Below are 25,632 nucleotides of genomic sequence, written 5' to 3'. Positions count from 1 at the left end.
GGAGGAAATTAGAAAATGAATGTATTAGTAATCAACTGCGGAAGCTCTTCCCTGAAATTCCAGTTAATCAATTCCGATACAGAGGCAGTGCTTGCCAAAGGCCTCTGCGAAAGAATCGGTATCGACGGCCGCCTGGTGTACCAGCCGGCAGACGGTGAAAAAGAAGTGACAGAAGCTGCCATGCCTACACACAAGCAGGCCATTCAGATGGTTCTGGACGCGCTGATGAATGAGAAGACAGGTGTAATCAAGAGCCTGACAGAGGTAGATGCTGTAGGCCACCGTATCGTACACGGCGGCGAGAAGTTTGCTTCCTCCGTTGTTATCGACGGCGAGGTTTTAAAAGCAGTGGAAGAGTGCAACGATCTGGCTCCTCTTCACAACCCTGCAAACTTAATCGGTATCCGCGCATGCCAGGAGCTTATGCCGAACACGCCAATGGTAGGTGTATTTGACACAGCCTTCCATCAGACAATGCCTGAGAAAGCATACCTGTACGGACTTCCCCGCAAATATTATGAGCAGTACGGGGTGAGAAGATATGGATTCCACGGAACTTCCCACAGCTTTGTATCCAAGAGAGCAGCAGAGTTCCTGGGCAAAAAGGCAGAAGATCTGAAGATTATCGTATGCCATTTAGGCAACGGCGCTTCCGTATCCGCAGTAGACCACGGCAAATGCGTAGACACTTCCATGGGGCTTACTCCTCTGGAAGGATTGATTATGGGTACACGTTCCGGTGATCTGGATCCGGCGATCCTTGAGTTTATCAGCAAAAAAGAAAATCTGACACTGTCAGAGGTCATGAATGTATTAAATAAAGAATCCGGTATGTTAGGCTTATCCGGCGGAATCTCCAGCGACTGCCGCGACATCCAGGAAGCTGCAGATGCAGGCAATAAAGCTGCCATCAGCACCCTGGAAGCTTACTGCTACCGTGTTAAAAAATACATCGGTGCATATGCTGCAGCCATGAACGGGGTGGATGTCATTGCTTTCACAGCAGGACTGGGAGAGAACGCAGCAGCCATCCGCGAAGGTGTATGCGAAGGTCTGGAATATCTGGGTGTGGAATTCGACAAAGAGGCAAACAACTGCAGAGGCGTTGAGAGAGTTCTCACCAAAGAATCCTCCAAGGTTACAGTAGTGTCCATTCCTACCAACGAAGAACTTGCAATTTGCAGGGAGACTGTTGGGCTGGTAAAATAAGAATCCGTATGTTTTGATAAAAAAGACAAGGGAGAATGCACAATACCAGTGTATCTCCCTTTTGCCGCTTCTACATCCAAAACCGGAATTGTTCTATTCTGGAAAAAATAGTTGACAAATGGCCATGCCCCAGGTATAATCAATAAGGTGTGATTAGGAGACTGTTATGCTAATTAATTTATCAGATATTTTATCCAAAGAGGGAGAAACACAACGTGTGGAAGCCATGGTGGACATGGAAAACTTCACCTCCAGGCTGGGAACGTTCCCTGTACAAAAGAAAACACCGGTACATTTTACCATTAAAAACAAAGGAAAAAAAGTACTGCAGATTAATGGAGAAGGAAGTCTGACTCTGTTGATTCCCTGTGGGCGCTGTCTTTCGGACGTGCCTGTAGAGTTTGTGTTTGATTTTGAACGGGAAGTAGATATGAAGCAGTCAGAAGAAGAACGGATAAAAGATTTGGATGAAAGCAACTATATCACAGGCGGAAACCTGGATGTGGAGCAGTTAGTTTATAATGAGATTTTAATCAATTGGCCCTTACGGGTACTGTGCAAAGATGACTGCAAAGGAATCTGTAGCCATTGTGGAAAGAATTTGAATCAGGGTCCCTGTGACTGCAGGGTCGAGAACCTGGATCCCAGAATGGCGGTAATCAGTGATATATTCAGCAAGTTTAAGGAGGTGTAAACAATGTCCATCTGTCCAAAGAATAAAACTTCTAAAGCTAGAAGAGATAAAAGAAGAGCAAACTGGAAAATGAGCGCTCCGAATTTAGTTAAATGCAGCAAATGCGGAGAATTAATGATGCCTCACAGAGTATGCAAGGCATGCGGCTCTTACAACAAAAAAGAAATCATTTCCATGGATTAATTCTGGGAATGCAAAAGAAGACCGGGAAAAGGCTAATTGCTTTTTCCCGGTCTTCTTTTGCATGGGAAAGCGTCATACCCGGCTGGAAATAATGGATTACTATAGTTAAGTATGTTATACTTTACTGTATAATGAGTGCCGTACACCTGATGGAAGGGAATATTGTTCAGGAAGGGAGTCCGGCATGTCTGAAATAAGAAGAGAGGCTGCAGATGAAAAGGAAAAAGATTGCGGGTATGTGTTCGGTGCTGCTCATGTTCTCCCTGGTGCTTCCGGGATGTGGAAGCAAAAACCAGGTGGTAAACTATGGGGATGCAAAAGAAGAGGCTGCATCCATTACATTTTTCGGGAATAAGTATGAACCGGAGAATGTTACGGTTATTGAAGAGATTATATCGGATTTTATGAGTGAAAATCCTGAAATAAGGGTTTCCTATGAAAGTCTGAAGGGGACAGAATATTATGAGGCCCTGGAGAAAAGGATGTCTGCCGGAAAGGGAGACGATGTTTTTATGGTAAATCATGATGCTGTGCTGAGACTGGGGGCAGAGGGACAGCTGGCGGATCTCTCGGAGCTTACCGCTATCTCTGAGTATACGGACCGGATGCTCAGTCAGATGGACCGTGAAGGAAAGATTTTCTGGGTTCCCACCACGGTGTCGGCCTTCGGTCTTTACTGTAATCTGGATCTGCTGGAGAAGCATAAGCAAAAGATCCCGGAAAATCTTTCTCAGTGGGAAGAGGTCTGCGGGTATTTTAAGGGGCAGGGAATCACGCCTATTATCGCCAACAATGATATCTCCTTAAAAACACTGGCAATTGGCGCCGGATTTTATCCTGTGTATCAGGAGGGGCGCCAGCAAGAGGTGTTTTCCCGTCTGAACCGGGGAGAAGACAGCTTAAGCCAGTATCTGACTGAGGGGTTTTCACTGGCGGATCGCTTTATCCGCAAGGGGTATATTGACGGAGAGAGGGCAGTGCATACAAAAAAGACCTCGGATGATCTGGAAGAGTTTGTGGAGGGAGAGGCTCCGTTTATGCTCACAGGGGCATGGGCTGCCGGACGGACCAGGGATATGGAACCGGGATTTGAATTTCAGGTAGTTCCCATTCCGATACTGGAGGACGGTGCGCTTATGGTAATCAATGCGGATACACGTCTGAGTGTAAATGCGCACAGCAAAAATGAAGCTGCGGCCAAAAAGTTTGTGGAGTATTTTACGCAGAGAGAGAATATTCAAAAATTTGCGGATCAGCAATCCTCCTTCAGTCCCTTAAAGGAGGGAAGCCCGTCCTCCAGGGAAGAAATTCAGCCTCTGATTGCCTGTTACCAGTCAGGCAGGACGGTGATTGGCGCAGACGGAATGCTGAATCTTCCTATCTGGGATCTGACAGCCCAGGCATCGGAGAAGCTGCTTGCAGGGGAGGCATTGGATTCGGTTTTGGACTGGATGGATCAAAGAGCGGAGGAAGAAAGGAGCGTGCCATGACCAGGGAAGAAAGCAGAAGCTCAAAGAGGAAAATTGCTCTGGCAGCTGTCCTCATGGGAGCTGTTCTTATGCTCTTTACTTTTTCTTTTATACAGTATGTCAAAAAGCAGCTCTGGGAACAATCGGTCAATGCTATCATGGAGAGCACCAGTCAGGGATGCAATGGGCTGCAAATGCAGCTCCAGCACGACTTTGCGGCTATGGAAGCCGCCGCTGAAAAACTCAGTGAATTTTCCGGGGATCAGATGGAGCAGGCGGCCGGGATGATGGAACAGTATAGCCGCATAGAAAGCAATGTCAGTCTGTATCTGAGAGATGGAAGCAGCTATCCGGAGGGGCTGCAGAAGGACAGCCGGGCAGAGGCGGAGCTGTGGGAGGGGGAGAGGCAGGAAGGAATTCTGAATCCCCATATCAGCAGTGCAACCGGAATGAATGTATTTGATTTGTACGTAAAAGTAATTATGGCTGACGGTACAGAGGGCTGTCTTGTGAAAGAGTATGAGGTAGTCAGCATCGCGGACAGCTTCAGCTTGTCCTTCTACAAGGATGCGGGATTCTCCTATATTATCAATACCAAGGGGGATGTTCTTATCCGCTCTCCTCATCCGAACAGTAATAAAACGGTTAAAAATCTGTTTGATATGCTGCCGGAATCACAGAATCAGCCGGATAGCCTGGAGGCATTTGCCGCCTCCCTCCAGGAGTTCCGTACGGGCTGGGCAGTATTCCGCTACCAGGGAGAAGATACGGTTTTCTGCTATACACCTCTGAAGCTGGAGTCAGACTGGTATCTGATTTCCATTATTCCGGAAAAAGTGGTAAGTGAACAGAGCAGGGATATTCTAAGGCGCTCGATGGTCCTTATCGCCAGCATAATTCTGGGAATCATTCTTCTGGTATTATTTTACCTCCAGTCTGCAGCTAAGGCGAAAAGAAAGCTGGATCACCAGGCGGAGTATATTGTGCATCTGTACAATGTTATTCCTGAGGGGATTGCACTGATTACTGCGGATCCGCCGTATCGTTTTCATCAGATCAATAAAGAAGGCCTGCGCCTGCTGGGATACCAGGAGAGTTCTCAAAGGGATGTGCCAGAGGAGGCTTCGCTCAGACATATGATTCATCCGGAGGACTATGGGGAGGCCGCACAGCTTTTTCAGGAAATCTCCGAGGACGGCCGGAAGCATGTATTTACAGCCAGATTAAAACGCGCAGGGGACATCTATTTTTGGGCCGGATGCATTGTGGAAAAGACACAGGACGAAAATGGTGAACCTGTCCTGATTGCGGCTTTTCATGATATCACGGAGGAAAAAGCGGCAGAAGAGGCAAAAGAAAAAGAACAGCTCCAGGAGCGTATTACGCTGGTAGGAGCACTTGCCAATGCTTACCCGGTTATTATCCAGGTGAATCTCACCAATGAAAAGCTCAGTTTTATCTATGTACAGCCCGGTCTGATGCTGGATCTTGGCAGACAAAAAGTGTACAGTGAGCTCTATGAAGATATGGCAGCTACCGTTCATCCGGATTATGTGAGTAAGTTCCGGCTTCATTTTGCCCCTGAAAATCTATATGCTACTCTCGGACACAGGAAAAATGAAGTTTTCATAGAGGCAAAGCAAATGCTTGCAGACGGCCGGTATCACTGGATCTCTACGCAGATTATTTATGTGGATAATCCCTATTCCGGGGATGAGCTGGCAATCCTCATATCCAGACGAAGCGATGAACAGCGTTACGAGGAGGAGCAGAGGCGTCAGGCCCTTCAGAGCGCTTTGGACAATGCAAATGCCGCAAACAGGGGGAAAAGCCAGTTTTTGTCTAATATGAGCCATGATATCCGAACTCCCATCAACGCCATAGCAGGCATGACTTCCATTGCCGCTGCCCATCTGGACGATACCAGGCGGGTGGAGGAATGTCTGAAGAAAATTGCGCTTTCCAGCAGGCATCTTCTCGGACTGATCAACGACGTCCTGGATATGTCAAAAATTGAGAGCGGAAAACTGACACTCCGGGAGGAGTCATTTAATTTTGCCGAATTAGTGACAGAGACCGCAGAATTAATACGGCCGCAGGCCTATGGGAAGCAGCTGCAGACTGATGTCTGCCTGACTGCGCTGAAAAATGAGAATGTAACAGGGGACCCCCTGCGTCTTCAGCAGGTGTGCCTGAATATTCTGAGCAATGCGGTTAAGTATACGCCCTCAGGGGGAAGGATAAGCATTGAGGTCAGTCAGGAGGACAGTGCAGGGTTTGGCTATCAATGTTATGTTTTCCGCTGTGCGGACACAGGAATCGGCATGGAGGAAGAGTTTTTAAAGGTGATTTTTCAGCCGTTTGAGCGTGCCAAGGATTCTACCAGCAGTAAGATTGCGGGGACCGGACTGGGTATGGCAATCACGAAGAATCTTGTAGATCTGATGAATGGGGAGATCCAGGTTGAAAGCAGGCCGGGCGTAGGATCTGTGTTTACCGTAAGGATTCCTCTGAAGGTGCAGGATGCTCCTGAAGAGAAAGTCCCTGCCCATTGGATGGGAATACGCACCCTGATTGTAGATGGGGATATCTGTTCCCGGGAGAGCACTGCCCGGCTTCTGGCGGATATGGGACTTCCGGCAGAGGCTGTGGGGGAAGGAGAGGAGGCAGTCTCCTTTATTATGGAAGCCCGGGACTCCGGGAACCCATGCGGCCTGGTATTTATTAACTGTTCTTCCGGAGACGGCCAGGGTGCAGAAGCTGTCCGGCTTATCCGAAAAAAATGTGGTCCTAAGGGGCCTGCGCTGGTACTCGCTGCAGGAGAATGGGCAGAGATACAATATGAGGGAAAAGAGACGGATGCAGCAGCATTTTTATCCCTGCCCTTTTATCGGTCTAAGGTTTACCATCTCCTGAAAGAACTGGACAGCGGCAAAAGACTGCCTGAGCAGCAAGAAGAGAGAGTCCCGGATTATTCCGGGAAGCGCCTTCTGCTGGCGGAGGATAACGAACTCAACAGGGAGATTGCTGTGGAGCTTATTGGCAGTACAGGCGTGCAGATAGAAGAAGCCTGCGACGGAGAGGAAGCGGTGAAAAAGGTGGAGGCCTCAGAAGAAGGCTATTATGACATGATAATCATGGATATAAAGATGCCTAATATGGACGGCTATGAGGCTACCAGAGTGATTCGAAACATGAACCGCAGGGATGTGAGAACCATTCCCATTGTGGCCATGACAGCCAATGCATTTGAGGAGGATGTGCGGATGGCTCTTCATATGGGGATGAATGCCCATGTCTCCAAGCCCATTGACACAGAGGTGCTGAATCAGCTGCTGGATCAATATTTATCGGATTCCGGGGCTTAGGCATGCGTTTGTATCTCAGCCGATATGTGGATATTTTTTCCTCTTGCAGTATGGGGGGAGATTCCGTATAATAAAACTGAGAAGAGAACAAACGTTCGAAAACGGGAAGGAGATGACTTGCAATGTCCAAGAATTTTAATATGGATGCTATGACCCTCCACCAGGTCAGGAATCCCAAAGCTCATATGTACCGCTCTGTCTGTGTGATTGCTACCTTTAACAAGCTGGGAAGGATGGAGCCGGTAGCACTCCGGTTCGAGACAGAGGAAGAGAAATTTGATGTCCGCATTGACCGTGTGCTTTCCTGCCAGTCTGAGTGGACGGATACCATTGTGTTTCAGTGCCTGGTGACAGTGGGGGACAGGCAGCAGCAGGTGAAGCTGCTCTATGAGATCAGCGAACACATCTGGCGTTTGCTGTAGGACTGTTTACCTCTTTTTTTCCTGTACAGTTGACAAATTGTTCGAGAATGAGTACACTTGTGGAGAAATAAATTTATCACGGGAGATTCTCCCCTCACTATGAGAAAAGGAGGAATTATAATGCACCAATTAAAAAAGGGGTTACTGGGCATTCTCTTTGGATGCTGCGTACTGTCTCTGACAGCCTGTAGTCCGCAGAAATATATTGACAAAATACTGGGCACAGAGAAGGCAGACGAGGAGGAATCCGTGCAGGAGGAAGTGACTCAGGAGGAACCGGAGGTTCCTGTGGCAAAGCCTGAATTCACCGCCAACTTAAGCGGAAGCATGACCTACGGCCTGCACCAGGGAGCAACGCCCCTGAAGGTGGAAGCCTCTGTCAGCGATTCAGGAACGCTGACCTACCAGTGGTACCGGAATATGACCAATACCAATGGGGGCGGAACCATAATCGAGGGTGCCACGGACGATACGTATACCCCTCCCACAGATCAGCCGGGGACCTACTATTATTATGTAGTAGCCACCAACACGGTTCAGGATTCTACGGAGGGAACTACCAGTGAGACCGCGGAAGTCATTGTAAATGATGAAGAGGGCGATGTAGTGAACGCGGAAGCCGGTCAGTGGAAGCAGGATGACAAGGGCTGGTGGTTTGAAAATGCTGACGGAAGCTTTATAAAGAGCCAGTGGAAAGAGATTCAGGGCAAATGGTACGCATTTGATGAGAACGGCTATATCAGAACCGGCTGGTTCCAGGACGGCGACAGCTGGTATTATCTGAACGAAGATGGGTCTATGGCTGCAGATAAAGATGTGGAAGGCTATCATCTGGGCAGCGACGGAAAGATGGAATAAAGAAAAATAACGGAAATGTTGCATTTTCCTTCGATGTTTAGTAATATTGTGGGTAGGTATTATTAGGAGGAAACACATGGACGAGTTAGTAAAAGTGGCAGTGGACGTCATGGGCGGAGACAATGCCCCGGCGGAGGCTGTAAAAGGTGCCATAGAAGCAGTGAATGAAAAAGAGAATCTGCAGGTACTCCTGGTAGGACAGGCACCGCTGATTGAGAAAGAACTGGCGGGCTGCACCTACCCAAAGGAAAGAGTAACTATTATACCGGCAGCAGAGGTGATTGAGACCGGGGAACCTCCGGTAACAGCCATCAGGGGGAAGAAAGATTCTTCCATTGTAGTGGGGATGAAGATGGTCAAAAACCAGGAGGCCGATGCCTTTGTGTCCGCGGGAAGCACAGGAGCTGTGCTGGTCGGCGGGCAGGTTCTGGTAGGGAGAATCAAAGGCGTGGAACGCCCCCCTTTAGCACCGCTGATTCCCACCAGAGACGGTGTCTCTCTTCTGATCGACTGCGGGGCCAACGTAGACGCGCGGCCGTCCCATCTGGTGCAGTTTGCCCGTATGGGGTCCATCTATATGGAACATGTCGTAGGCATCAGGAATCCCCGGGTAGCGATAGTCAATATCGGTGCGGAGGAGGAGAAGGGCAACGCTCTGGTGAAGGAAACCTTTCCCCTGCTGAAAGCGTGCAGCGATATTAATTTTGTGGGGAATATTGAGGCCAGGGACATTCCCAACGGGGATGCCGACGTCATTGTCTGCGAGGCATTTGTGGGAAATGTTATACTGAAATTATACGAAGGCGTGGGCAATACCCTCATATCCAAGATAAAAGGGGCGATGGTATCCAGCGTCAGAGGCAAGCTGGGGGCACTTCTGGTGAAGCCTTCTCTGAAAAAGGTGCTGAAAAGCTTTGATGCCAGCCAGTACGGCGGCGCGCCGCTTCTGGGTCTGAAAGGACTGGTGGTAAAGTGCCACGGGAGTTCCAAAGCGGCAGAATTCAAGAATTCTATTATCCAATGTATTCAATTTAAAAACCAGGAGATCAACGGCAAAATCAAAGACCATATTTCTGGTAATGTAGAAGAAAATTAAGGGAGGATTACATGACATGGAATTGGAAAAGTTACAAAAGATTATTGCAGAGGTATTAAATGTTGATACGGAGGAGATTACACCGGAAACTACATTTGTAGATGATTTAGGGGCAGATTCCCTTGACATTTTCCAGATTATTATGGGGATTGAAGAGGAATTCGATATTGAAATCCCAACGGAGGAGGCTGAGCAGATTGTCTCAGTGGGCGATGCCGTTGAGCAGATTAAAAAAGCAATCGGATAATGCTTAGAGGAACAGGGCTGTTGCACTATCTTGGTGCAGCAGCTTTTCTGATAAAGGATATCTGAAGAACAGAAAAAAGGAGAGAATTTATGAGACGTTACGACGGACTGCTGGAGCTGGAGCGTATCATCGGATACACATTTCAGGACATGGAGCTTCTGAACCAGGCGCTGATACACAGCTCCTTTACCAATGAACACAGAATGGATAAGCTTTATAACAATGAACGCCTGGAATTTTTGGGCGATGCGGTGCTTGAGGTGGTTACCAGCGAATTTTTATATCTGAATTACCCGGACCAGCCGGAGGGGGAACTGACGAAAAAACGTGCAAGTCTGGTATGTGAGCCCACCCTTGCTTTTTGCGGCCGGGAGCTGACTCTGGGCAGGTACCTCAGATTGGGAAAGGGTGAGGATGCCACAGGAGGAAGAACGCGGGACTCCATTATCTCAGACGCTGTGGAGGCTGTCATTGGAGCTATCTATTTGGATGGTGGTTTTGCTAATGCAAAAGAGTTTATTCTGACCCACGTGCTGAATGACGTGGAGCACAAACAGCTCTTTTATGATAGCAAGACTACCCTGCAGGAAATTGTCCAGGGGGAATACACATCAGAAGTAGTATATGTACTGACAAAGGAAGAAGGCCCGGATCACAATAAGACCTTCACCGTGGAGGCGCAGCTGGAAGGAAGAGTCATCGGGCACGGACAGGGAAGGACGAAAAAGGCCGCAGAACAACAGGCTGCCTATAATGCCATCCGCTTACTAAAAAAATAGGCAGGTGAAGTATGTATCTTAAAAGTATCGATGTGCAGGGATTCAAGTCCTTTGCCAACAAAATAACCTTTGAATTCCACAACGGCATCACCGGTATTGTGGGTCCCAACGGCAGCGGAAAGAGCAATGTGGCCGATGCGGTGCGCTGGGTTCTGGGGGAGCAGAGCGCCAAGCAGCTTCGTGGAGGGAACATGCAGGACGTTATCTTTTCCGGAACAGAGACCAGGAAGCCTCTGGGCTTTGCCTATGTGGCCATTACCCTGGACAACTCTGACCATCAGCTTCCCATCGACTATGAGGAGGTGACGGTGGCCAGGCGTCTGTACCGATCCGGTGAGAGCGAATACCTTTTAAACGGGACATCCTGCAGGCTGAAAGATGTGAATGAGCTTTTTTACGATACCGGTATCGGAAAGGAAGGCTATTCCATCATCGGCCAGGGACAGATTGATAAGATCTTAAGCGGTAAACCCGAGGAGCGCAGGGAACTCTTCGATGAGGCCGCCGGAATCGTCAAGTTCAAGAGACGTAAGGCTACTGCTCTGAAAAAGCTGGAGGAGGAGCAGCAGAATCTGACCCGTGTCAATGATATTTTATCTGAGCTGTCCAGGCAGCTGGGGCCGCTGGAGCGGCAGTCAGAGACAGCCAGGATCTACCTGAAGAAAAAAGAAGAGCTGAAACAGCTGGATATTAATATGTTTCTTCTGGAGATGGAGCACAGCAAGAGCCAGCTGCAGGAGATAGAGGGGAAATACAAAATTGCCAGAGACGACCTTTTAGAGACCCAGGAGGCGTTTGCTGCCACAAAAGCTGAGTACGAGAAGGCAGAGGCAGAGCTGGAACAGCTGGATCTCAGGATTGAGAAGGCCAGGGAAGAGGCCGGACAGAAAGCCCTTAGGAAGCAGCAGCTGGAAGGAGAGATTAATGTTCTCCGGGAGCAGATTAATACGGCCAGGATGAATGACGAGCATTTCCGGAACCGCGCCCAGGAGATCAAAAGTGAGATTGAAAAGAAAAAAGAAGATATCACCGCGCTTGAAGGGCAGAAGGCAGAGCTGAAACAAGAGATCGCAGCGGTAAGCGCCGGACAGACAGAGAAGCAGAAGGCATACGACAACCTGGCCGGTGATATCACAGAGCTTCTGGAGAAGATAGAGGAGGCAAAAAGTGAGATTATTGAACTGCTGAATCAGAAATCTTCCATAAAGGGAAAACTGCAGCGCTTTGAGGCTATGCGGGAACAGATTTCTATCCGCAGGGCAGAGCTGAATAAGCAGATCATAATCTTAAAGAGTCAGGAAAACGAGCAGGAACAGATTCAGAAGGAACAGGAAGAAGAACTTGCCCGCCTGGGAAAAGAGATACAGAAGTATACAAAGGAAAGCCAAAATACAGAAGCAGAGATTCAGAAGCTCCAGGCTCTGATCGCCAAGGGCAGCAAGGAGATGGAGATCGGACAGACCGCCTATCACAGAGAGGCTTCCAGACTGGAATCCCTGAGAAATCTTACAGAACGGTATGACGGCTACGGCAACAGTATCCGCAGGGTGATGGAGCAGAAAAAGAATCAGCCTGGGATCAAAGGCGTGGTGGCGGATCTCATTAAGGTAGACAAGAGATACGAAACTGCCATAGAAACTGCCCTGGGAGGAAGCATTCAGAATATTGTAGCGGACAATGAAAATACGGCCAAGACAATGATTTCCTTCCTGAAAAAGAACCGGTACGGAAGGGCAACCTTTCTTCCGCTGACCAGTATGGCTCAGAATAAAAAGGCTATGGTGAACCAGGAGGCCCGAAAGGAGCCGGGAGTGATCGGCGTGGCCAGCGAACTTGTGCGGGCAGAGCCGGAATACCAGGGGATGATCCATCATCTTCTGGGGCGGACACTGGTGGTTGACCATATGGACCACGGAATCGCCATCTCCAAAAAGTATCATTATTCCATCCGGATGGTAACTGTGGAAGGAGATCTCCTGAGTCCGGGCGGATCCCTCACCGGAGGCGCGTTTAAGAACAGCAGCAACCTTTTGGGGAGAAGAAGAGAGATTGAAGAACTGGAGGCCGGCGTAAAGGCATTAAAGGCCGATATGGTTCAGATGCAGAAAGTACTGGAGGATTACAGAAACAGCAGAAATACCCTCCGGGATCATCTGGGCAGCCTGGGGGAGAAGCTTCAGGAACTGTATCTGGCAGAGAATACTGCCCGGATGAACATGACCTCCGCAGAGGAACGGTATGCGGGGATCCGGGAACGATATACCAGACTGGGCCAGGAGGCCAAAGAGATTGAGACGCAGATGTCTGAGATTGCGGACAGCAGCGGTTCCATTCAGGGAGAGATCGATGCATTTGATCTGAGAGAGGCGGAACAGAACCGGATCATTGAGGAAACCCAGAAGCTTCTGGAGGAAAAACGGGAGGCAGAAGCCCTTCTTTCCAGGGAGCTGGAGAAGATTCACCTGGAAGCTGCCAATTTGTCCTCGAAAAAGGGCTTCCTGGTGCAGAATCTGAACCGTATCACAGAGGAAATAGACAATCTGGAGCAGCAGCTGGCGGATATGGATGTGAATCTGGAGGAGGGATCCAAGGATATTGCCAAAAAGGAGAGAGATATCTCTGAGATTCAGAAAACCATAGAGGCAGCCCGGCAGACAGAAGAAGACGATGAGCGGCAGATGAAGGAATATCTGGCCAAAAAGGAAGAGATGAATCGTTCCCACAAGTCTTTTTTTCAGAAACGGGATGAGCTCTCAGGCCGCATGAATCTTCTGGACAAGGAGTGCTTCCGCCTGAACGGCCAGAAGGAAAAGCTGGAAGAGTTCCAGGAAAATCAGATCAACTACATGTGGGAAGAGTATGAAATTACGCTGGGACAGGCCTTGGAGAACCGGCCCGAAGAGCTGGGAGAGCGGGGGGCAATCAAGAAGAACATCGCCGGAATTAAGGAGGAGATCCGCAGGCTGGGAGATGTGAATGTAAACGCCATTGAAGACTATAAAAATCTTCTGGAGCGCCATACCTTCCTCGCTGCCCAGCATGAAGACCTGGTAAAGGCAGAGGAAACACTCCTGGGAATTATTGAGGAGCTGGACAGCGGAATGCGGAAACAATTTACCGAGAAATTCGCCCGGATACAGGTGGAATTCGACAAAGCATTCAAAGAACTGTTCGGGGGCGGCAAGGGAACCCTGGAATTGATGGAAGAGGAGGAAGGCGATGTACTGGAAGCAGGGATACGGATTATCTCTCAGCCGCCCGGAAAGAAGCTTCAGAATATGATGCAGCTATCCGGAGGGGAAAAGGCCCTCACCGCCATTGCACTGCTTTTTGCCATCCAGAATCTAAAGCCTTCTCCCTTCTGCCTTCTGGACGAGATCGAGGCTGCCCTGGATGATTCCAACGTAACGAGATATGCACAATATTTACATAAGTTGACAAAGAATACACAATTTATTATTATAACACATAGAAGAGGTACTATGACGGCTGCGGACCGTCTCTATGGTATCACCATGCAGGAGAAAGGAATCTCCACGCTGGTGTCTGTCAACTTAATAGAAAATGATTTAGACAAGTAGGAGGAGAAAGAATGTCAGAGGAAAAGGAAAAGCGCGGCTTTTTTCGCAGACTGGTGGAAGGCTTATCCAAGACCAGAGACAATATTGTATCCGGCATAGACTCCATTTTCAGTGGTTTTTCCAGCATTGATGATGATTTCTATGAAGAGATCGAAGAGATACTGGTTATGGGCGATATTGGAATCAATACCACGAATGCGATTATACAAAACCTGAAGGAACAAGTGGCAGAGAAGAAAATCAAGGAGCCCTCGGAGTGCAAGCAGCTCCTGATAGACAGCATTAAGGCCCAGATGGATGTGGGGGAGACTGCCTACGAATTCGAAAACCAGAAGTCTGTGGTACTGGTGATCGGCGTCAACGGGGTGGGGAAAACCACTTCTGTTGGGAAATTGGCCGGGAAGCTGAAGGATCAGGGAAAAAAAGTAATCCTGGCAGCCGCAGATACCTTCCGTGCGGCGGCTACGGAGCAGCTGAGCCAGTGGGCGAACCGTGCAGGGGTTGAGATTATCACCGGCCAGAACGGTGCGGACCCGGCGGCTGTTGTCTATGATGCAATCGCGGCTGCCAAGGCAAGAAACGCAGATGTTCTTCTGTGTGATACGGCAGGAAGGCTCCACAACAAAAAAAATCTTATGGAAGAGCTGAAAAAGATTTACCGCATCATAGAAAGAGAGTATGCGGATGCCCATCTGGAGACTTTGGTGGTGCTGGACGGAACCACAGGGCAGAACGCCCTGGTGCAGGCCAGACAGTTTAAGGAAGTGGCGGATATTACCGGTATTATTCTCACTAAGCTGGACGGCACCGCCAAGGGCGGAATTGCCGTGGCCATTCAGGCTGAGCTGGACATCCCGGTGAAGTATATAGGCGTGGGAGAGAGCATTGACGATCTGCAGAAATTTAATGCGGAAGAATTTGTAAATGCATTATTTGATATTAAACAGGAAGAAGGATAAGGATATGTTAACATTAGACAGGTTCGAAGAAGCATCGGAAGTTGTAAAACAGGTAACCCAGGAGACAAAATTAGTCTACAGCGATTACTTCAGCAGACAGACAGGAAATAAAGTATACCTGAAGCCGGAGAATATGCAGCTTACAGGGGCCTACAAGCTTAGGGGAGCCTATTACAAAATCAGCACCCTGTCTGAGGAGGAGAGAGAAAAAGGACTGATCACTGCGTCCGCGGGGAATCACGCCCAGGGGGTAGCCTATGCAGCCAAGGCCTTCGGCGCTAAGGCAGTGATTGTTATGCCCACTACCACGCCTCTCATTAAAGTGGAGCGTACCAAGAGCTACGGAGCCGAGGTGGTGCTTTCCGGAGATGTGTATGACGAGGCCTGTGCCAAAGCGTATGAGCTGGCAGAGGAACACGGGTATACCTTTATTCACCCCTTTGACGACCCGGCAGTTGCCACCGGACAGGGAACCATTGCTATGGAGATTGTAAAAGAGCTTCCGCTGGTAGACTATATACTGGTGCCCATCGGGGGCGGCGGCCTGGCTACCGGAGTGTCCACTCTGGCAAAGCTTCTGAATCCCAATATAAAAGTGATCGGCGTGGAGCCTGCCGGAGCAAACTGTATGCAGGCATCCCTGGAAAAGGGGGAGGTAGTAACCCTTCCCAATGTGAATACCATCGCAGACGGTACTGCGGTAAAAACTCCCGGAGAGGTAATTTTTCCCTATATTCAGCAGAATCTGGACGATATCATTACCGTAGAGGACGATGAGCTTATCGTTGCCTTCCTGGACATGGTGGAAAACCACAAAATGATCGTTGAAAACTCCGGTCTGCTGACCGTAGCCGCTTTAAAGCATCTTCCTGTGAAAAAGAAAAAGATAGTGTCTATCTTAAGCGGGGGCAATATGGACGTGATTACCATGTCGTCTGTGGTACAGCACGGTTTGATCCAGAGAGACCGTATCTTTACCGTATCTGTTCTTCTTCCGGATAAGCCCGGGGAACTGGTCCGGGTGGCAAGTGTCATTGCCGGAGAGCGGGGAAATGTCATCAAGCTGGATCACAACCAGTTTGTAAGCACGAACAGAAGCGCGGCAGTGGAGCTGAAGATTACCCTGGAGGCATTTGGGACAGAGCATAAAAAGCAGATTGTAACCGCACTGGAAAAGGAAGGCTACCGGCCGAAGCTTATCCGTGCGAATCTGTAACATGTGATTCATGAGATGAGAATGAAAAAGAGAAGGCAAAGCAACGGACGGTTACTTTGCCTTCTCTTTTTCTATTAAAAACCCTATGTCCATCTGTCTTTTGGCCTGTTAAGCAGGATAACGTTCCTCTTTAGCACTTTCCAGAGCAGCTACCCTCTGTTCCAGGTTGTCCAGGAGATCGGTATGGCGGTTGGTTGTGATTTTGTAAAGCACCACATCATTTTCTGTCTCCAGAATTTGGTAAAGTTTTTTGTTCAGCTCTATGTGATTCTCAGCTATAATGGAAATATTGCGGTTTGTCACGGTTTCCAGTGTAGAGCTCATAGCCCGCTGCCTGGTATCCAGTGTTTCGATGTCCTGTTTCATAGAACGGATATCCTTCTGCACAGTTTCCAGTGAATGCTCTACGGAATCTAAGCGCCTTTCCAAGGAATCCATACGGTTTTCCAAGGAATCCATACGGTTTTCCAAGGAATCCATGCGCTTTTCCATGGAACCCATACGGTTTTCCAAGGAATCCATACGGTTTTCCAAGGAATCCATGCGGTTTTCCATGGAACCCATACGGTTTTCCAAGGAATCCATACGGTTTTCCAAGGAATCCATGCGCTTTACCAAGGAATCTATACTGTTTTCCAAGGAACCCATACGCCGTTCTAAGGATTTCAGGATCTGCAGCATTTCCTGTAAGATAGTTTGATCTTCCATGTATCTTCTCCTTTCTGAATTTCCCCCTATAGAAAGAGTAACACAGAAGAACGGGAAAGTAAATCGGACAAAGTACCAAAAAAATAGTCGACCTAGTCACTCTATTCTGACTTTACATCCCGAATTCTCATCCAGAGGATTCCCAGGAAACAGAAGAGAGCAGAGAATCCCAGACATGCGGCAATGAGAACAGGGGCGGGATAAGGCAGGTCACCCTTTGGATTGTTGGCATTCATTCCCAGGGCCATAAGGGAAAAGGGGGACAAAAGGCCAAACCCTTTTAGATACAGACCCATTCCTGCAAGTCCCCCGGCAAAAGCAATGGCTACCGGGACCGCAAAGCTTCTGAAAATCAGAGAACAGAGCAGCTGGAAGGAGGCGATTGCCATTCCGGACAGAATACCCAGGAGCGCCCACAGAAGAACTTTTGTCCAGGGAAAAGGCGCTGTGAGGCCCAGGAAGTTTCCTGCTATAAAATAGAGCAGCACCAGGAACATCTGTGTGATGAAAATCAGGCCTCCTGCAGTGATCCATTTCCCCAGAAAGAGGGAAGATCTTCTCACCGGAAGCGTCATCAGCAGATTCCAGTTGTGGTTCAGATGCTCCAGACGGAAGAGGTAGGCGCAGTAGAGCCCAATAAGTGCCGGAAAGAAAAAGTAGCAGTAAAATAAAGTGACCTGGGTCCAAAGACTATACCACTGACTGGTAAGTATACCGGTGTTCCCGGCATAATTGGCACTCCCCAGAAAAGCCGGGATCAGCGGAATGCCAAGGACTGCCAGCCAGATGCAGGAGCGTTTTAATTTGCAGCGTTCGGTTTTTAAGATTCGGTTCATGTCAGACCTCCTTCTTTCTCAGCAGAATGCGCCCTGCGGGATAAAGAATCACAAGGAGAATGACTGCCGGGATCCAATCCTTCCAGGGGATAGGGATAAAAGCATAGTGAGCAGTTACTGCCTCCAAATCATAAGAGACAGCCACAGAGGAAAGACGGGAATAATAGCCCCAGGGAATCAAAAGTCCCAGACTTTTCGGAAAAAGGTTGCTTAAAAACCCGATAAATGCGCCCAAAAGTCCTGCGGTCAGGGAGATTAGCTGGTTGGCATACATCATAGAGAGAATCTGGTAAATGAGATAAATAATCAGATTCACCCCGGAACAAACCAATAAGGCGTAGGCCAGCTGTCTGCCGGGCACAGGTCCGTAAAAACCCTGGAATTTTCCTGCGGCAGCAATCACCAGAGTCTGGAGAAATCCGCAGAGAAACATCCACAGATAGCCGTACAGAAGCTTGCCGTGAAAGATTCCAGAAGAGGGAGTCAGGGTTTTTAGAAGCTTCAGAGTCTGGCCTTTATGCTCCATGTCCCAGACGCTGGAAGCGGTTACAGCGGCCAGAACAGGCATGGTCAGACAGTTCAGCATCTGCGTGCCGATGATGACAAAGGCCCAGCCGTCTCTCAAATCCTTCCCGTCCATCCGGCCTGTAGTCCATAAGGTCCACAATAGCTGGAATCCCAGAATGAGAAGCGGCATCACCCAGATCTTCCTGCGGCGGCATTTGCGGGCTTCCAGTGTGAATGTGTTCATCAGAGACTCACCGCCTTTCCGGTTAATTCCAGGAAGATATCCTCCAGACTTTTGCAGTCTTCTTCGATGCGGTAGATCCCCACGTGTTCCGTAGTTAAAAGCTGCACATAGGAAGCTACCTCTTCGTCTTCTGCATAGGGAAGGGCGATCCTGTCTTCTGACTCCTGAAAGGCAATCCCGTTGGTCCGCAGGATATTAGCGGCGCGGCTGTTGTCCAGTGTGCCCAGCAGGAGACGGCGGCTGCTTCTGGCATGAAGACTTTCCAGGCTGTTTTGAAATACGAGTTCCCCCTTATGAATGATGCCTACCGTACTGGCCAATTGGTCAATCTCCGTGAGCAGATGGCTGGATACTACTACTGTCATCTGGTAACGGGAGGGAAGGGAGAGGATGAGCTCCCGCATCTCCTGGATACCCGCAGGGTCCAGGCCATTGGTGGGTTCATCCAGAATCAGAAGCCGGGGATGGGACAGAAGGGCGCTTGCCAGTCCCAGGCGCTGCTTCATGCCCAGGGAGTAATGGCTCACTTTTTTGTCCTTTTGCTGTGTCAGGCGTACCGTTTGGAGCACCTCCTTTACATTAGCGTCCGGCACCTGACGGATGGTCTGTATCAGGCGCAGATTCTCCTCCCCTGTGAGGTGCCCGTAGTAGCTGGGGGATTCGATCAGACTTCCTACATTTTTCAGTATGGACAGACGGCTGCGGGAATTGACTTCTTTTCCGAAGACTGTGATGGTGCCGCGGGTGGGGATGGCAAGTCCCAGAATCAGCTTTAGTGTGGTGGATTTGCCTGCACCGTTGGGGCCCAGAAAGCCGTAGACAGAGCCCTCCGGCACTGCCAGATCCAGGTCCTTTACAGTCATAACCGTTCCGTATTTTTTACACAGTCCGTTGGTTTTAATCATATATGGCATATTGCAGACTCCTTTCTTATATCTCTGAATCAAAGAATACCAGATCCCGCTTACGGGAAGCTGAAGACTGCCTTACATTTACCTTACATTTTGCCGGACGGGCAGTTTTTTCTGCTGTTCTGGGGTATAATGTAGAAAAAATAATGCAAATGCTGTGAGGGTAGTATATGGAATCGATTTATGAGTGCAAGATTTTGATTGTGGATGACGAGCGGGGGATTCTGGAGATGACAGAAAAGATTCTCCGGCAGGAAGGGTATTATAAAATATATAAGGCCGGCTGCTGCCGGGAGGCCAGGGAGGCCTTCTGGCAGGTGAAGCCGGACGGGGTCATTCTGGATGTGATGCTGCCGGATGGAGACGGGTTTCAGGTGATGCGTGATTTCCGTATGGAGTCCCAGGTGCCGGTGCTTTTTTTATCGGCCAGGGACGAGGATGAGAATCGTCTGCTGGGGCTAGGGCTGGGGGCGGATGATTATATTACTAAACCGTTTTTGCCCAGGGAACTTTTGCTGAGACTGGGGGCTGTTCTGAAAAGGGTTTATTTTCCGGTGATGGAACGGGAGGGAAGGCTTCCGGTATTCCCGGTGGGGGAACGCAGCGTTGATTTGAATAAAGGCACCGTGGATTTTGGGGATGTCAGTCTGACTCTGACTGCCAAGGAGTATGCGCTTCTAAAGAAGCTCTATGAGAATAGAGGAAATATTGTTACTATAGACAGCCTCTGCCAGGCGGCCTGGGGGGAGGACAGCTATGGGTTTGAGAATACACTGATGGTGCATATGAGAAGGCTGCGGGAAAAAGTGGAGGAGAATCCCTCCGCGCCGGCACATCTTCTTACAGTGCGGGGATTGGGGTATAAACTGGTATGAAAAGTCTAATAAAGATTCAGATGCGCTACGGGGTAATGGCAGCCGGGATTGCATTGCTGCTGGTACTGTTAAATATTACTTTTTTTCTGGGATATATGCTGCGGTACGGGGAGCGTGGAATTACACACTCCTATTTCAAAATGGGAGAGATTACGGACAGCCTTGCTAAAAAAGGGAACGGGTATTATATGCCGGAGGAATCTATGGCAACCGTTGAAAAAGAGTTTGTCTGGGCAATGCTGCTGGACGAGGCGGGAAATATAGTGTGGAGCTGGGAGCTGCCGGAGGAACTGAGGAAGAAATATTCTATTCAGGATGTGGCAGTATTTTCTAAATGGTATCTTAAGGACTATCCGGTAAAAACATATGTCCATCCGGACGGGATTGCTGTCTACGGGGAGGCGAAGGGAAGTACCTGGAAAACCAGGCTTGAGCTTCCGGAACGGGTGATCGCCTATTTTCCGCAGGGGGTCCTGGGGCTGTTTCTGGCAAATATCATTCTGGCTTTGGGGCTGGCCGTGCTGCTGGGATACCGTTTATTCCGGTCCCTGCGTCCTCTGGCTGAGGGGATAGAACGAATGGAAGAAAAAGAACCCACAAATCTGGAGGAGACAGGGCCGCTAGAGGAACTGGCAGCCAGAATCAACAGAACCTCCCGGGAGCTTGCCAGACAGCATGCTGTCCTGGAGAAAAAAGACACGGCCAGAACCACATGGATTGCCGGGGTATCTCATGACATCCGCACACCCCTGTCTCTGGTTCTGGGGTATGCCAGCCAGCTGGAGGAAAGCCCCCATCTGACAGAAGAGGAGCACCGGCAGGCCGGGGTGATCCGCGCCCAGAGCCTGAAGATCAGGCAGCTGGTGAACGATCTGAATCTGGCCTCTAAACTGGAGTACGAAATGCAGCCTCTGTCAGTGGAGAACATACGTATGGCAGAGCTTTTGCGGAAAATTGCCGCAGATTTTATGAACCAGAGCAAGGACAGGGAGCTGGAGATCCTCGTGGAGATCCCTGAGGAAGCCCGGAATCTAAAGGTGCAGGGAGACAGAAAGCTATTAGAGCGGGCCGTGGGAAATGTGATTCAGAACAGTATCCGGCACAATGGAAAGAACGGAGTGTGCAGGGTAGAGGTGCAGTTAAAAGACATGGAGCAACAGTGCCAGATTGTGATCACAGACAACGGGCCGGGATTCCCGGAAGAAATATTGCGCCGCCAGGGAGATCAGCAGATGGAGGTAGGGAACAGCCATGGGCTGGGGCTGAAAATCGTCCAGCAGATAGCCAGGGCACATGGAGGAGAGATGGTGCTGGCGAACAGAGATCAGGGCGGGAGAGTGACAATAGAGATCAGCAGATAGTGAAAAAGGGGGCTGTGAAAAAAGTCCCGTAAAAAAAGAACGCTTTCAGGTATACAAACCTGGAGGCGTTCTTCTTTTTGTGGTAAAATTAATCTACTATGAACAATAATACCGAGAAATATTATACCGCAAAACAGGGAAGGCTGCCACTGTTTTTTTCGGATTGTCTGGATCTCTGTGATCCAGTATTAGCATTTGACAGAATCATGGAGGAGATTGGAATAGAAAGATATCTTAGGCCAGAGCCCTCACATAAACTGGGCCGGCCCGGATATAATCGGGTCAACATGCTAAAGACAGTCCTGTTCGGCTTTATGGACACTGGATACGCTTCCCTTCGGGAATTAGAAGACCGATGCAAAGTCAACATCCGTTACATGTACCTGATGGATCATGAAACTCCCAGTTACCGTGCCTTCAGTTATTTTATCAATGAAGAGATCAAGGAATCTGCCCAGGATATTTTTAAGGCAGTCATGTCCTATATCCAGACAGCGGAGGGAATCGATTTGCAGCATCTGTATATAGATGGCTCAAAATTCGAGGCAAATGCAAACAAGTATACCTGGGTATGGAAAAAAGCCACGGAAAAATCGAGATACCGTCTGTTCGGCAAGATTACCACACTGCTTACAGAAATGAACGAAACGCTGGCATACACAGGGCTGAAAATTGAAACCAATGTAGAATACACCCCGGACAGCCTGGAGGTCATTTTGTCCAGGTATGAATTCTTCTGCCATATCGACGAGGACACATTTGTATACGGCCGGGGACATCGGAAGAGCCAGGAGCAGCGTTACTACGAACGTTTAAAGGAATATATCGGAAAGCTTTCGGAATACGTGGAAAAGATCCGGATATGCGAGCCTGACCGGAACAGCTATGCGAAGACGGACCATGACGCGACCTTCATGCGGATGAAAAAGGACTATATGGGAAATGACCAGCTCCTTCCTGCATACAACATACAGATCGGAGTGGCTGACGAGTACATTGCGGTGGTAGATGTCATGCAGTACCGGTCCGATATGGACTGCTTTGTGCCACTGATGGAAAAGTTCCATGAGTTATACGGTTTCTACCCGAAATATCCGGTAGCGGATGCAGGGTATGGATCCTTTAATAACTATCTGTTCTGCCAGGACCATAGGATGGAAAAGTTCATGAAATTCCCCATGTATAAGAAAGAGACAACAGACGAAAAGTACCATGAAGACCCGTTGCGTGCAGTGAATTTTAAGACAGACCCGGAAGGGAACCTAATCTGTCCAAACGGGAGGAAGTTGCACTTTGCATACCGAAAACCAGTGAAAGGGAACCAATACGGCAGGCAGGAAGAGTACTATACCTGCGAGGACTGCAGTGGCTGCCCCTATGCAGAAAAATGCAAGAGAACAGAAAAGAACAGGACGGTGCGGATTAATGCGGAATTAAGCGCCATGCATCAGGAGGTATTGGATAATCTTCAGAGTATCCATGGGGCGTTGCTCCGCATGAACCGCTCCATCCAGGCAGAAGGGACATTTGGAATCATCAAATACGACCGAAGGTATAAGCGAATTGTAAGAAGAGGACTGGATTCGGTAAGAGTAGAGATATTTCTTGTTTCTATCGGCCATAATCTCTATAAAATCTATAATAAGCAGATGAGACTCCGGGAAGTGGCTTAAAGAAGAAAGAGCGCACGTTTGTTGGGGTAAGGGGGATTATGCGCTTTTTACTGCTTTTTTCTTACGCTTTCCACAAAATAAAGAGGGGCTGAAAAAATGGAGTTAGAGCAACTCCATTTTTTCACAGCCCCTTTTAATACTTGTTGCTATTCCTGTGAATAACGATTACAATGGAAAAAAGACAAATTTTAAATAAGCAGGAGAGTTTATATGAGAAAAGAAGCATCCCTTGATCTATGGCAGGAGTTATATGATGTTACCCAGAATCTGAGAGCCCTGGAACCATGGAATTATTTTTGGGACTCAGATATAGTTGCGATTGAGCTTGCGGAGGGGGAGGAACCTGTTTTCTGCAGTATTATGGGCAGAGGGGGTGTCTGCTGCGGAATCAGTGTCTATGAAGGATTTAGAGGGTTAGAGGATTTTGATATGCTGGCAACTTCTGACAAAGATGGATTCTCCCCGGAATATGCTATGAGTGATCAGAACTGTCTCACTTGTTACTTTGGGGACCGCGAGGAAGTGTCCAGGGAACAGAAGGAGATTATTAAAAACCTGGGACTGAAATTCAGAGGCAGAGGTAACTGGATTTACTTTGAGTCTTTCAAAAAACGGTATTCGCCGTACCTCCCGGATGAAAGAGAAGTAAAGGTTTTGGTGGAGACGTTTGAAAATTTGTTCATGTCGGTCCGTGCAGTGAGGGAGGATCGGATACATATTAACTGGGACAACGGAGAGATAATGTACAGACGCTATAACAAGGAGAGGGAAGAATGGAATACATTTGCGGTTCCCCGTCCAATAACAAAGCGGAAATATCCGGAATATAAGCTTTCAGATGAGATTCAGAAAGCACGGCTCAGAAAAAAGCCCAAAATCAACTGTGAGCTTTCTATGGATTTTGTATATATGAATGCCGCTATACGTGACGAAGCATATGACAGACCGGTGAATACTCTGCTGCTTGTGATTATGGATGAGATTTCAGATTATATAATTCATATGGAGCTGATAAAACCTGAAGAGGATCTGGCGGAAAAAGCACTGCAGTTTTTCTGCGCATTCACAGATCAGAACGGACGGGCAAAGGCCGTAAGGTACAGAAATCCATGGATAGCTGCGGCGTTAAAGGAAACCTGCCGATACTGTGGGATTAAACTGACAAAATCTGCCCTGGGTACAATGGACAAGATGCTCCAAATGATGGGGGAACAGATGCGGTGAGCCAGCAGACCTGAAAGGAGGGGAGAAGAGCACGCTAACAGCTCTTCTCCCCTCCCAATATATACCCTTATTTTACTTCCACTAACTCATATTCCTTCTGTCCAATACCCAGCTTCACCGCATGGTCAATGGCTGCTTTCCAGTCTGTCTCCGGGAAAATGGTGCCGAAGTGATCATGCCCTTCATGGTCACACTCCGCCAGATATGTATTTGCCAGCACCGGCTGTGCGTTTACGGCATCGGCACAGGCTACATCCAGAGCCACCGGATCAAAGGAAGCAAACATTCCTACATCCGGCACGATGGCCGCGTCGTTTTCGCCGTGACAATCACAGTAGGGAGAAACGTTCATCACAAGGCTGATGTGAAAGTTCGGGCGTCCGTTAATGGCAGCCTTCGTGTACTCCGCGATTTTCCGGTTGAGAATATCGTAGGACTCGTCCGTTGCCGCCTTTACCGCATCTTTTGGACAGGCACCGATACAGCGGCCGCAGCCCACACATTTGTTGTGATCGATGGATGCCTTTTTATCGGCTACTGTGATGGCGTCATGGGCACACATTTTGGTACACATCTTACAGCCAACACAGAGTTCCTGAGCCACATGGGGTTTGCCTGCACTGTGCATTTCCATCTTGCCGGCCCGGGAGCCGCAGCCCATTCCCATATTCTTAAGGGCGCCCCCGAATCCAGTGGCCTCGTGTCCCTTAAAGTGTGTCAGGGAAATAAATACGTCCGCATCCATAATGGCCCGTCCAATCTTGGCCTCTTTTACATATTCCCCGCCTTCCACAGGAACCAGGACATCGTCTGTCCCCTTCAGACCGTCAGCAATTATCACATGACATCCTGTAGAAAAAGGAGAAAATCCATTCAGATATGCGCTGGAAATATGATCCAGTGCGTTCTTGCGCCCGCCTATGTAGAGGGTGTTGCAGTCCGTAAGAAAGGGCTTTCCGCCAAGCTCTTTGATAACATCAGCCACCGTCTTCGCATAATTCGGACGGAGGAAGGCCAGATTTCCCGGCTCTCCGAAGTGCATCTTGATCGCGGTATACTTGTCTTCGAAATCAATATCCCCGATTCCCGCTGTCTTAATCAGCCGCTCCAGTTTCTGAAGAAGGTTATCCCCGATACGAGTCCGGAGATTGGTATAATACACTTTTGACATTTCCATAAAAACCTCCTAATATATTAGATTGCGATATTTCG

General features: G+C 48.8%; 22 protein-coding genes. 17 read left to right on the top strand and 5 right to left on the bottom strand.

All coding sequences use genetic code 11. From position 1 onward, the window contains the following. The first annotated feature begins 15 nt into the window (after nucleotides 1-15). The 13 genes from ACGHCT_RS14575 to ilvA all read left to right on the top strand — a co-directional run bounded on the left by ACGHCT_RS14575 (nucleotide 16) and on the right by ilvA (nucleotide 16,081). Nucleotides 16-1,209 (top strand): acetate kinase, encoded by a 1,194-nt coding sequence (locus ACGHCT_RS14575; protein WP_072852182.1) that lies wholly within the window; start codon nucleotides 16-18, stop codon nucleotides 1,207-1,209. Between the two features lie 166 nt (nucleotides 1,210-1,375). Next, on the top strand, nucleotides 1,376-1,903 hold the full coding sequence (locus ACGHCT_RS14570; protein WP_072852180.1) for a DUF177 domain-containing protein: 528 nt from the start codon (nucleotides 1,376-1,378) through the stop codon (nucleotides 1,901-1,903). Nucleotides 1,904-1,906: 3 nt separating this feature from the next. After that, the gene (gene rpmF / locus ACGHCT_RS14565) at nucleotides 1,907-2,086 is read left to right on the top strand and encodes a 50S ribosomal protein L32 (protein WP_072852178.1); all 180 of its coding nucleotides are present in this window, start codon (nucleotides 1,907-1,909) and stop codon (nucleotides 2,084-2,086) included. A gap of 212 nt (nucleotides 2,087-2,298) precedes the next feature. Then, the gene (locus ACGHCT_RS14560) at nucleotides 2,299-3,576 is read left to right on the top strand and encodes an ABC transporter substrate-binding protein (protein ID WP_390436540.1); all 1,278 of its coding nucleotides are present in this window, start codon (nucleotides 2,299-2,301) and stop codon (nucleotides 3,574-3,576) included. Further along, nucleotides 3,573-6,923 carry a response regulator gene (locus ACGHCT_RS14555; RefSeq protein ID WP_390436538.1) on the top strand — a complete coding sequence of 1,117 codons (3,351 nt, stop codon included), beginning with the start codon at nucleotides 3,573-3,575 and terminating at the stop codon, nucleotides 6,921-6,923. The genes ACGHCT_RS14560 and ACGHCT_RS14555 overlap by 4 nt, the downstream gene beginning before the upstream one ends. Before the next feature lie 122 nt (nucleotides 6,924-7,045). After that, on the top strand, nucleotides 7,046-7,345 hold the full coding sequence (locus ACGHCT_RS14550; RefSeq protein WP_072852172.1) for a hypothetical protein: 300 nt from the start codon (nucleotides 7,046-7,048) through the stop codon (nucleotides 7,343-7,345). A gap of 120 nt (nucleotides 7,346-7,465) precedes the next feature. Beyond that, nucleotides 7,466-8,203 carry a hypothetical protein gene (locus tag ACGHCT_RS14545; protein WP_390436536.1) on the top strand — a complete coding sequence of 246 codons (738 nt, stop codon included), beginning with the start codon at nucleotides 7,466-7,468 and terminating at the stop codon, nucleotides 8,201-8,203. Between the two features lie 76 nt (nucleotides 8,204-8,279). Further along, the gene (gene plsX / locus ACGHCT_RS14540) at nucleotides 8,280-9,299 is read left to right on the top strand and encodes a phosphate acyltransferase PlsX (protein ID WP_072852151.1); all 1,020 of its coding nucleotides are present in this window, start codon (nucleotides 8,280-8,282) and stop codon (nucleotides 9,297-9,299) included. A gap of 16 nt (nucleotides 9,300-9,315) precedes the next feature. Next, entirely contained in the window at nucleotides 9,316-9,546 is a 231-nt protein-coding gene (gene acpP, locus ACGHCT_RS14535; protein WP_072852149.1) for an acyl carrier protein, read from the top strand. An 89-nt stretch (nucleotides 9,547-9,635) separates the two neighbouring features. Next, nucleotides 9,636-10,325, top strand: coding sequence for a ribonuclease III (rnc, locus tag ACGHCT_RS14530; protein ID WP_390436534.1), 690 nt, complete (start codon nucleotides 9,636-9,638; stop codon nucleotides 10,323-10,325). 11 nt (nucleotides 10,326-10,336) lie between these two features. Next, nucleotides 10,337-13,906 (top strand): chromosome segregation protein SMC, encoded by a 3,570-nt coding sequence (gene smc / locus ACGHCT_RS14525; RefSeq protein WP_390436533.1) that lies wholly within the window; start codon nucleotides 10,337-10,339, stop codon nucleotides 13,904-13,906. An 11-nt stretch (nucleotides 13,907-13,917) separates the two neighbouring features. Beyond that, nucleotides 13,918-14,865 (top strand): signal recognition particle-docking protein FtsY, encoded by a 948-nt coding sequence (gene ftsY / locus ACGHCT_RS14520; RefSeq protein ID WP_390436532.1) that lies wholly within the window; start codon nucleotides 13,918-13,920, stop codon nucleotides 14,863-14,865. Nucleotides 14,866-14,869: 4 nt separating this feature from the next. Continuing rightward, the gene (ilvA, locus tag ACGHCT_RS14515) at nucleotides 14,870-16,081 is read left to right on the top strand and encodes a threonine ammonia-lyase (RefSeq protein ID WP_072852140.1); all 1,212 of its coding nucleotides are present in this window, start codon (nucleotides 14,870-14,872) and stop codon (nucleotides 16,079-16,081) included. A gap of 108 nt (nucleotides 16,082-16,189) precedes the next feature. On the opposite strand, the gene ACGHCT_RS14510 is transcribed toward ilvA, so the two are convergent. The 4 genes from ACGHCT_RS14510 to ACGHCT_RS14495 form a co-directional block, all read right to left on the bottom strand. Further along, on the bottom strand, nucleotides 16,190-16,789 hold the full coding sequence (locus tag ACGHCT_RS14510; protein ID WP_390436530.1) for a hypothetical protein: 600 nt from the start codon (nucleotides 16,787-16,789) through the stop codon (nucleotides 16,190-16,192). Between the two features lie 101 nt (nucleotides 16,790-16,890). Beyond that, nucleotides 16,891-17,625, bottom strand: coding sequence for an ABC transporter permease (locus ACGHCT_RS14505; protein WP_390436529.1), 735 nt, complete (start codon nucleotides 17,623-17,625; stop codon nucleotides 16,891-16,893). Between the two features lies 1 nt (nucleotide 17,626). Beyond that, entirely contained in the window at nucleotides 17,627-18,376 is a 750-nt protein-coding gene (locus tag ACGHCT_RS14500) for an ABC transporter permease (RefSeq protein ID WP_390436527.1), read from the bottom strand. After that, nucleotides 18,376-19,290, bottom strand: coding sequence for an ABC transporter ATP-binding protein (locus ACGHCT_RS14495; protein WP_390436526.1), 915 nt, complete (start codon nucleotides 19,288-19,290; stop codon nucleotides 18,376-18,378). The genes ACGHCT_RS14500 and ACGHCT_RS14495 overlap by 1 nt, the downstream gene beginning before the upstream one ends. 167 nt (nucleotides 19,291-19,457) lie before the next feature. Here ACGHCT_RS14495 and ACGHCT_RS14490 point away from each other — a divergent pair, with 167 nt between their 5' ends. The 4 genes from ACGHCT_RS14490 to ACGHCT_RS14475 all read left to right on the top strand — a co-directional run bounded on the left by ACGHCT_RS14490 (nucleotide 19,458) and on the right by ACGHCT_RS14475 (nucleotide 24,420). Further along, nucleotides 19,458-20,162: a response regulator transcription factor gene (locus ACGHCT_RS14490; protein ID WP_072852130.1), complete on the top strand. Its 705-nt coding sequence runs from the start codon at nucleotides 19,458-19,460 to the stop codon at nucleotides 20,160-20,162. Beyond that, the gene (locus tag ACGHCT_RS14485) at nucleotides 20,159-21,523 is read left to right on the top strand and encodes a sensor histidine kinase (protein WP_390436524.1); all 1,365 of its coding nucleotides are present in this window, start codon (nucleotides 20,159-20,161) and stop codon (nucleotides 21,521-21,523) included. The genes ACGHCT_RS14490 and ACGHCT_RS14485 overlap by 4 nt, the downstream gene beginning before the upstream one ends. Before the next feature lie 98 nt (nucleotides 21,524-21,621). Next, nucleotides 21,622-23,196, top strand: coding sequence for an IS1182 family transposase (locus ACGHCT_RS14480; RefSeq protein ID WP_390436522.1), 1,575 nt, complete (start codon nucleotides 21,622-21,624; stop codon nucleotides 23,194-23,196). 210 nt (nucleotides 23,197-23,406) lie between these two features. Continuing rightward, nucleotides 23,407-24,420 carry a DUF6930 domain-containing protein gene (locus ACGHCT_RS14475; protein ID WP_390436521.1) on the top strand — a complete coding sequence of 338 codons (1,014 nt, stop codon included), beginning with the start codon at nucleotides 23,407-23,409 and terminating at the stop codon, nucleotides 24,418-24,420. Between the two features lie 67 nt (nucleotides 24,421-24,487). Here the strand turns inward: ACGHCT_RS14475 and ACGHCT_RS14470 are convergent, their stop codons facing one another. Further along, nucleotides 24,488-25,597 carry a DUF362 domain-containing protein gene (locus ACGHCT_RS14470; RefSeq protein WP_390436520.1) on the bottom strand — a complete coding sequence of 370 codons (1,110 nt, stop codon included), beginning with the start codon at nucleotides 25,595-25,597 and terminating at the stop codon, nucleotides 24,488-24,490. Nucleotides 25,598-25,632: the final 35 nt, after the last annotated feature.

This window comes from Lactonifactor longoviformis, from assembly GCF_042848515.1.
GTDB lineage: Bacteria > Bacillota > Clostridia > Lachnospirales > Lachnospiraceae > Lactonifactor > Lactonifactor longoviformis.
This window is presented reverse-complemented; position numbering and strand designations above follow the sequence as displayed.

Bases quoted from the DNA above. Each gene is read 5' to 3' on its own strand.
- ACGHCT_RS14575 (WP_072852182.1), top strand. From the start codon at position 16: ATGAATGTATTAGTAATCAACTGCGGAAGCTCTTCCCTGAAATTCCAG.
- ACGHCT_RS14570 (WP_072852180.1), top strand. From the start codon at position 1,376: ATGCTAATTAATTTATCAGATATTTTATCCAAAGAGGGAGAAACACAA.
- rpmF (WP_072852178.1), top strand. From the start codon at position 1,907: ATGTCCATCTGTCCAAAGAATAAAACTTCTAAAGCTAGAAGAGATAAA.
- ACGHCT_RS14560 (WP_390436540.1), top strand. From the start codon at position 2,299: ATGAAAAGGAAAAAGATTGCGGGTATGTGTTCGGTGCTGCTCATGTTC.
- ACGHCT_RS14555 (WP_390436538.1), top strand. From the start codon at position 3,573: ATGACCAGGGAAGAAAGCAGAAGCTCAAAGAGGAAAATTGCTCTGGCA.
- ACGHCT_RS14550 (WP_072852172.1), top strand. From the start codon at position 7,046: ATGTCCAAGAATTTTAATATGGATGCTATGACCCTCCACCAGGTCAGG.
- ACGHCT_RS14545 (WP_390436536.1), top strand. From the start codon at position 7,466: ATGCACCAATTAAAAAAGGGGTTACTGGGCATTCTCTTTGGATGCTGC.
- plsX (WP_072852151.1), top strand. From the start codon at position 8,280: ATGGACGAGTTAGTAAAAGTGGCAGTGGACGTCATGGGCGGAGACAAT.
- acpP (WP_072852149.1), top strand. From the start codon at position 9,316: ATGGAATTGGAAAAGTTACAAAAGATTATTGCAGAGGTATTAAATGTT.
- rnc (WP_390436534.1), top strand. From the start codon at position 9,636: ATGAGACGTTACGACGGACTGCTGGAGCTGGAGCGTATCATCGGATAC.
- smc (WP_390436533.1), top strand. From the start codon at position 10,337: ATGTATCTTAAAAGTATCGATGTGCAGGGATTCAAGTCCTTTGCCAAC.
- ftsY (WP_390436532.1), top strand. From the start codon at position 13,918: ATGTCAGAGGAAAAGGAAAAGCGCGGCTTTTTTCGCAGACTGGTGGAA.
- ilvA (WP_072852140.1), top strand. From the start codon at position 14,870: ATGTTAACATTAGACAGGTTCGAAGAAGCATCGGAAGTTGTAAAACAG.
- ACGHCT_RS14510 (WP_390436530.1), bottom strand. From the start codon at position 16,789: ATGGAAGATCAAACTATCTTACAGGAAATGCTGCAGATCCTGAAATCC.
- ACGHCT_RS14505 (WP_390436529.1), bottom strand. From the start codon at position 17,625: ATGAACCGAATCTTAAAAACCGAACGCTGCAAATTAAAACGCTCCTGC.
- ACGHCT_RS14500 (WP_390436527.1), bottom strand. From the start codon at position 18,376: ATGAACACATTCACACTGGAAGCCCGCAAATGCCGCCGCAGGAAGATC.
- ACGHCT_RS14495 (WP_390436526.1), bottom strand. From the start codon at position 19,290: ATGCCATATATGATTAAAACCAACGGACTGTGTAAAAAATACGGAACG.
- ACGHCT_RS14490 (WP_072852130.1), top strand. From the start codon at position 19,458: ATGGAATCGATTTATGAGTGCAAGATTTTGATTGTGGATGACGAGCGG.
- ACGHCT_RS14485 (WP_390436524.1), top strand. From the start codon at position 20,159: ATGAAAAGTCTAATAAAGATTCAGATGCGCTACGGGGTAATGGCAGCC.
- ACGHCT_RS14480 (WP_390436522.1), top strand. From the start codon at position 21,622: ATGAACAATAATACCGAGAAATATTATACCGCAAAACAGGGAAGGCTG.
- ACGHCT_RS14475 (WP_390436521.1), top strand. From the start codon at position 23,407: ATGAGAAAAGAAGCATCCCTTGATCTATGGCAGGAGTTATATGATGTT.
- ACGHCT_RS14470 (WP_390436520.1), bottom strand. From the start codon at position 25,597: ATGGAAATGTCAAAAGTGTATTATACCAATCTCCGGACTCGTATCGGG.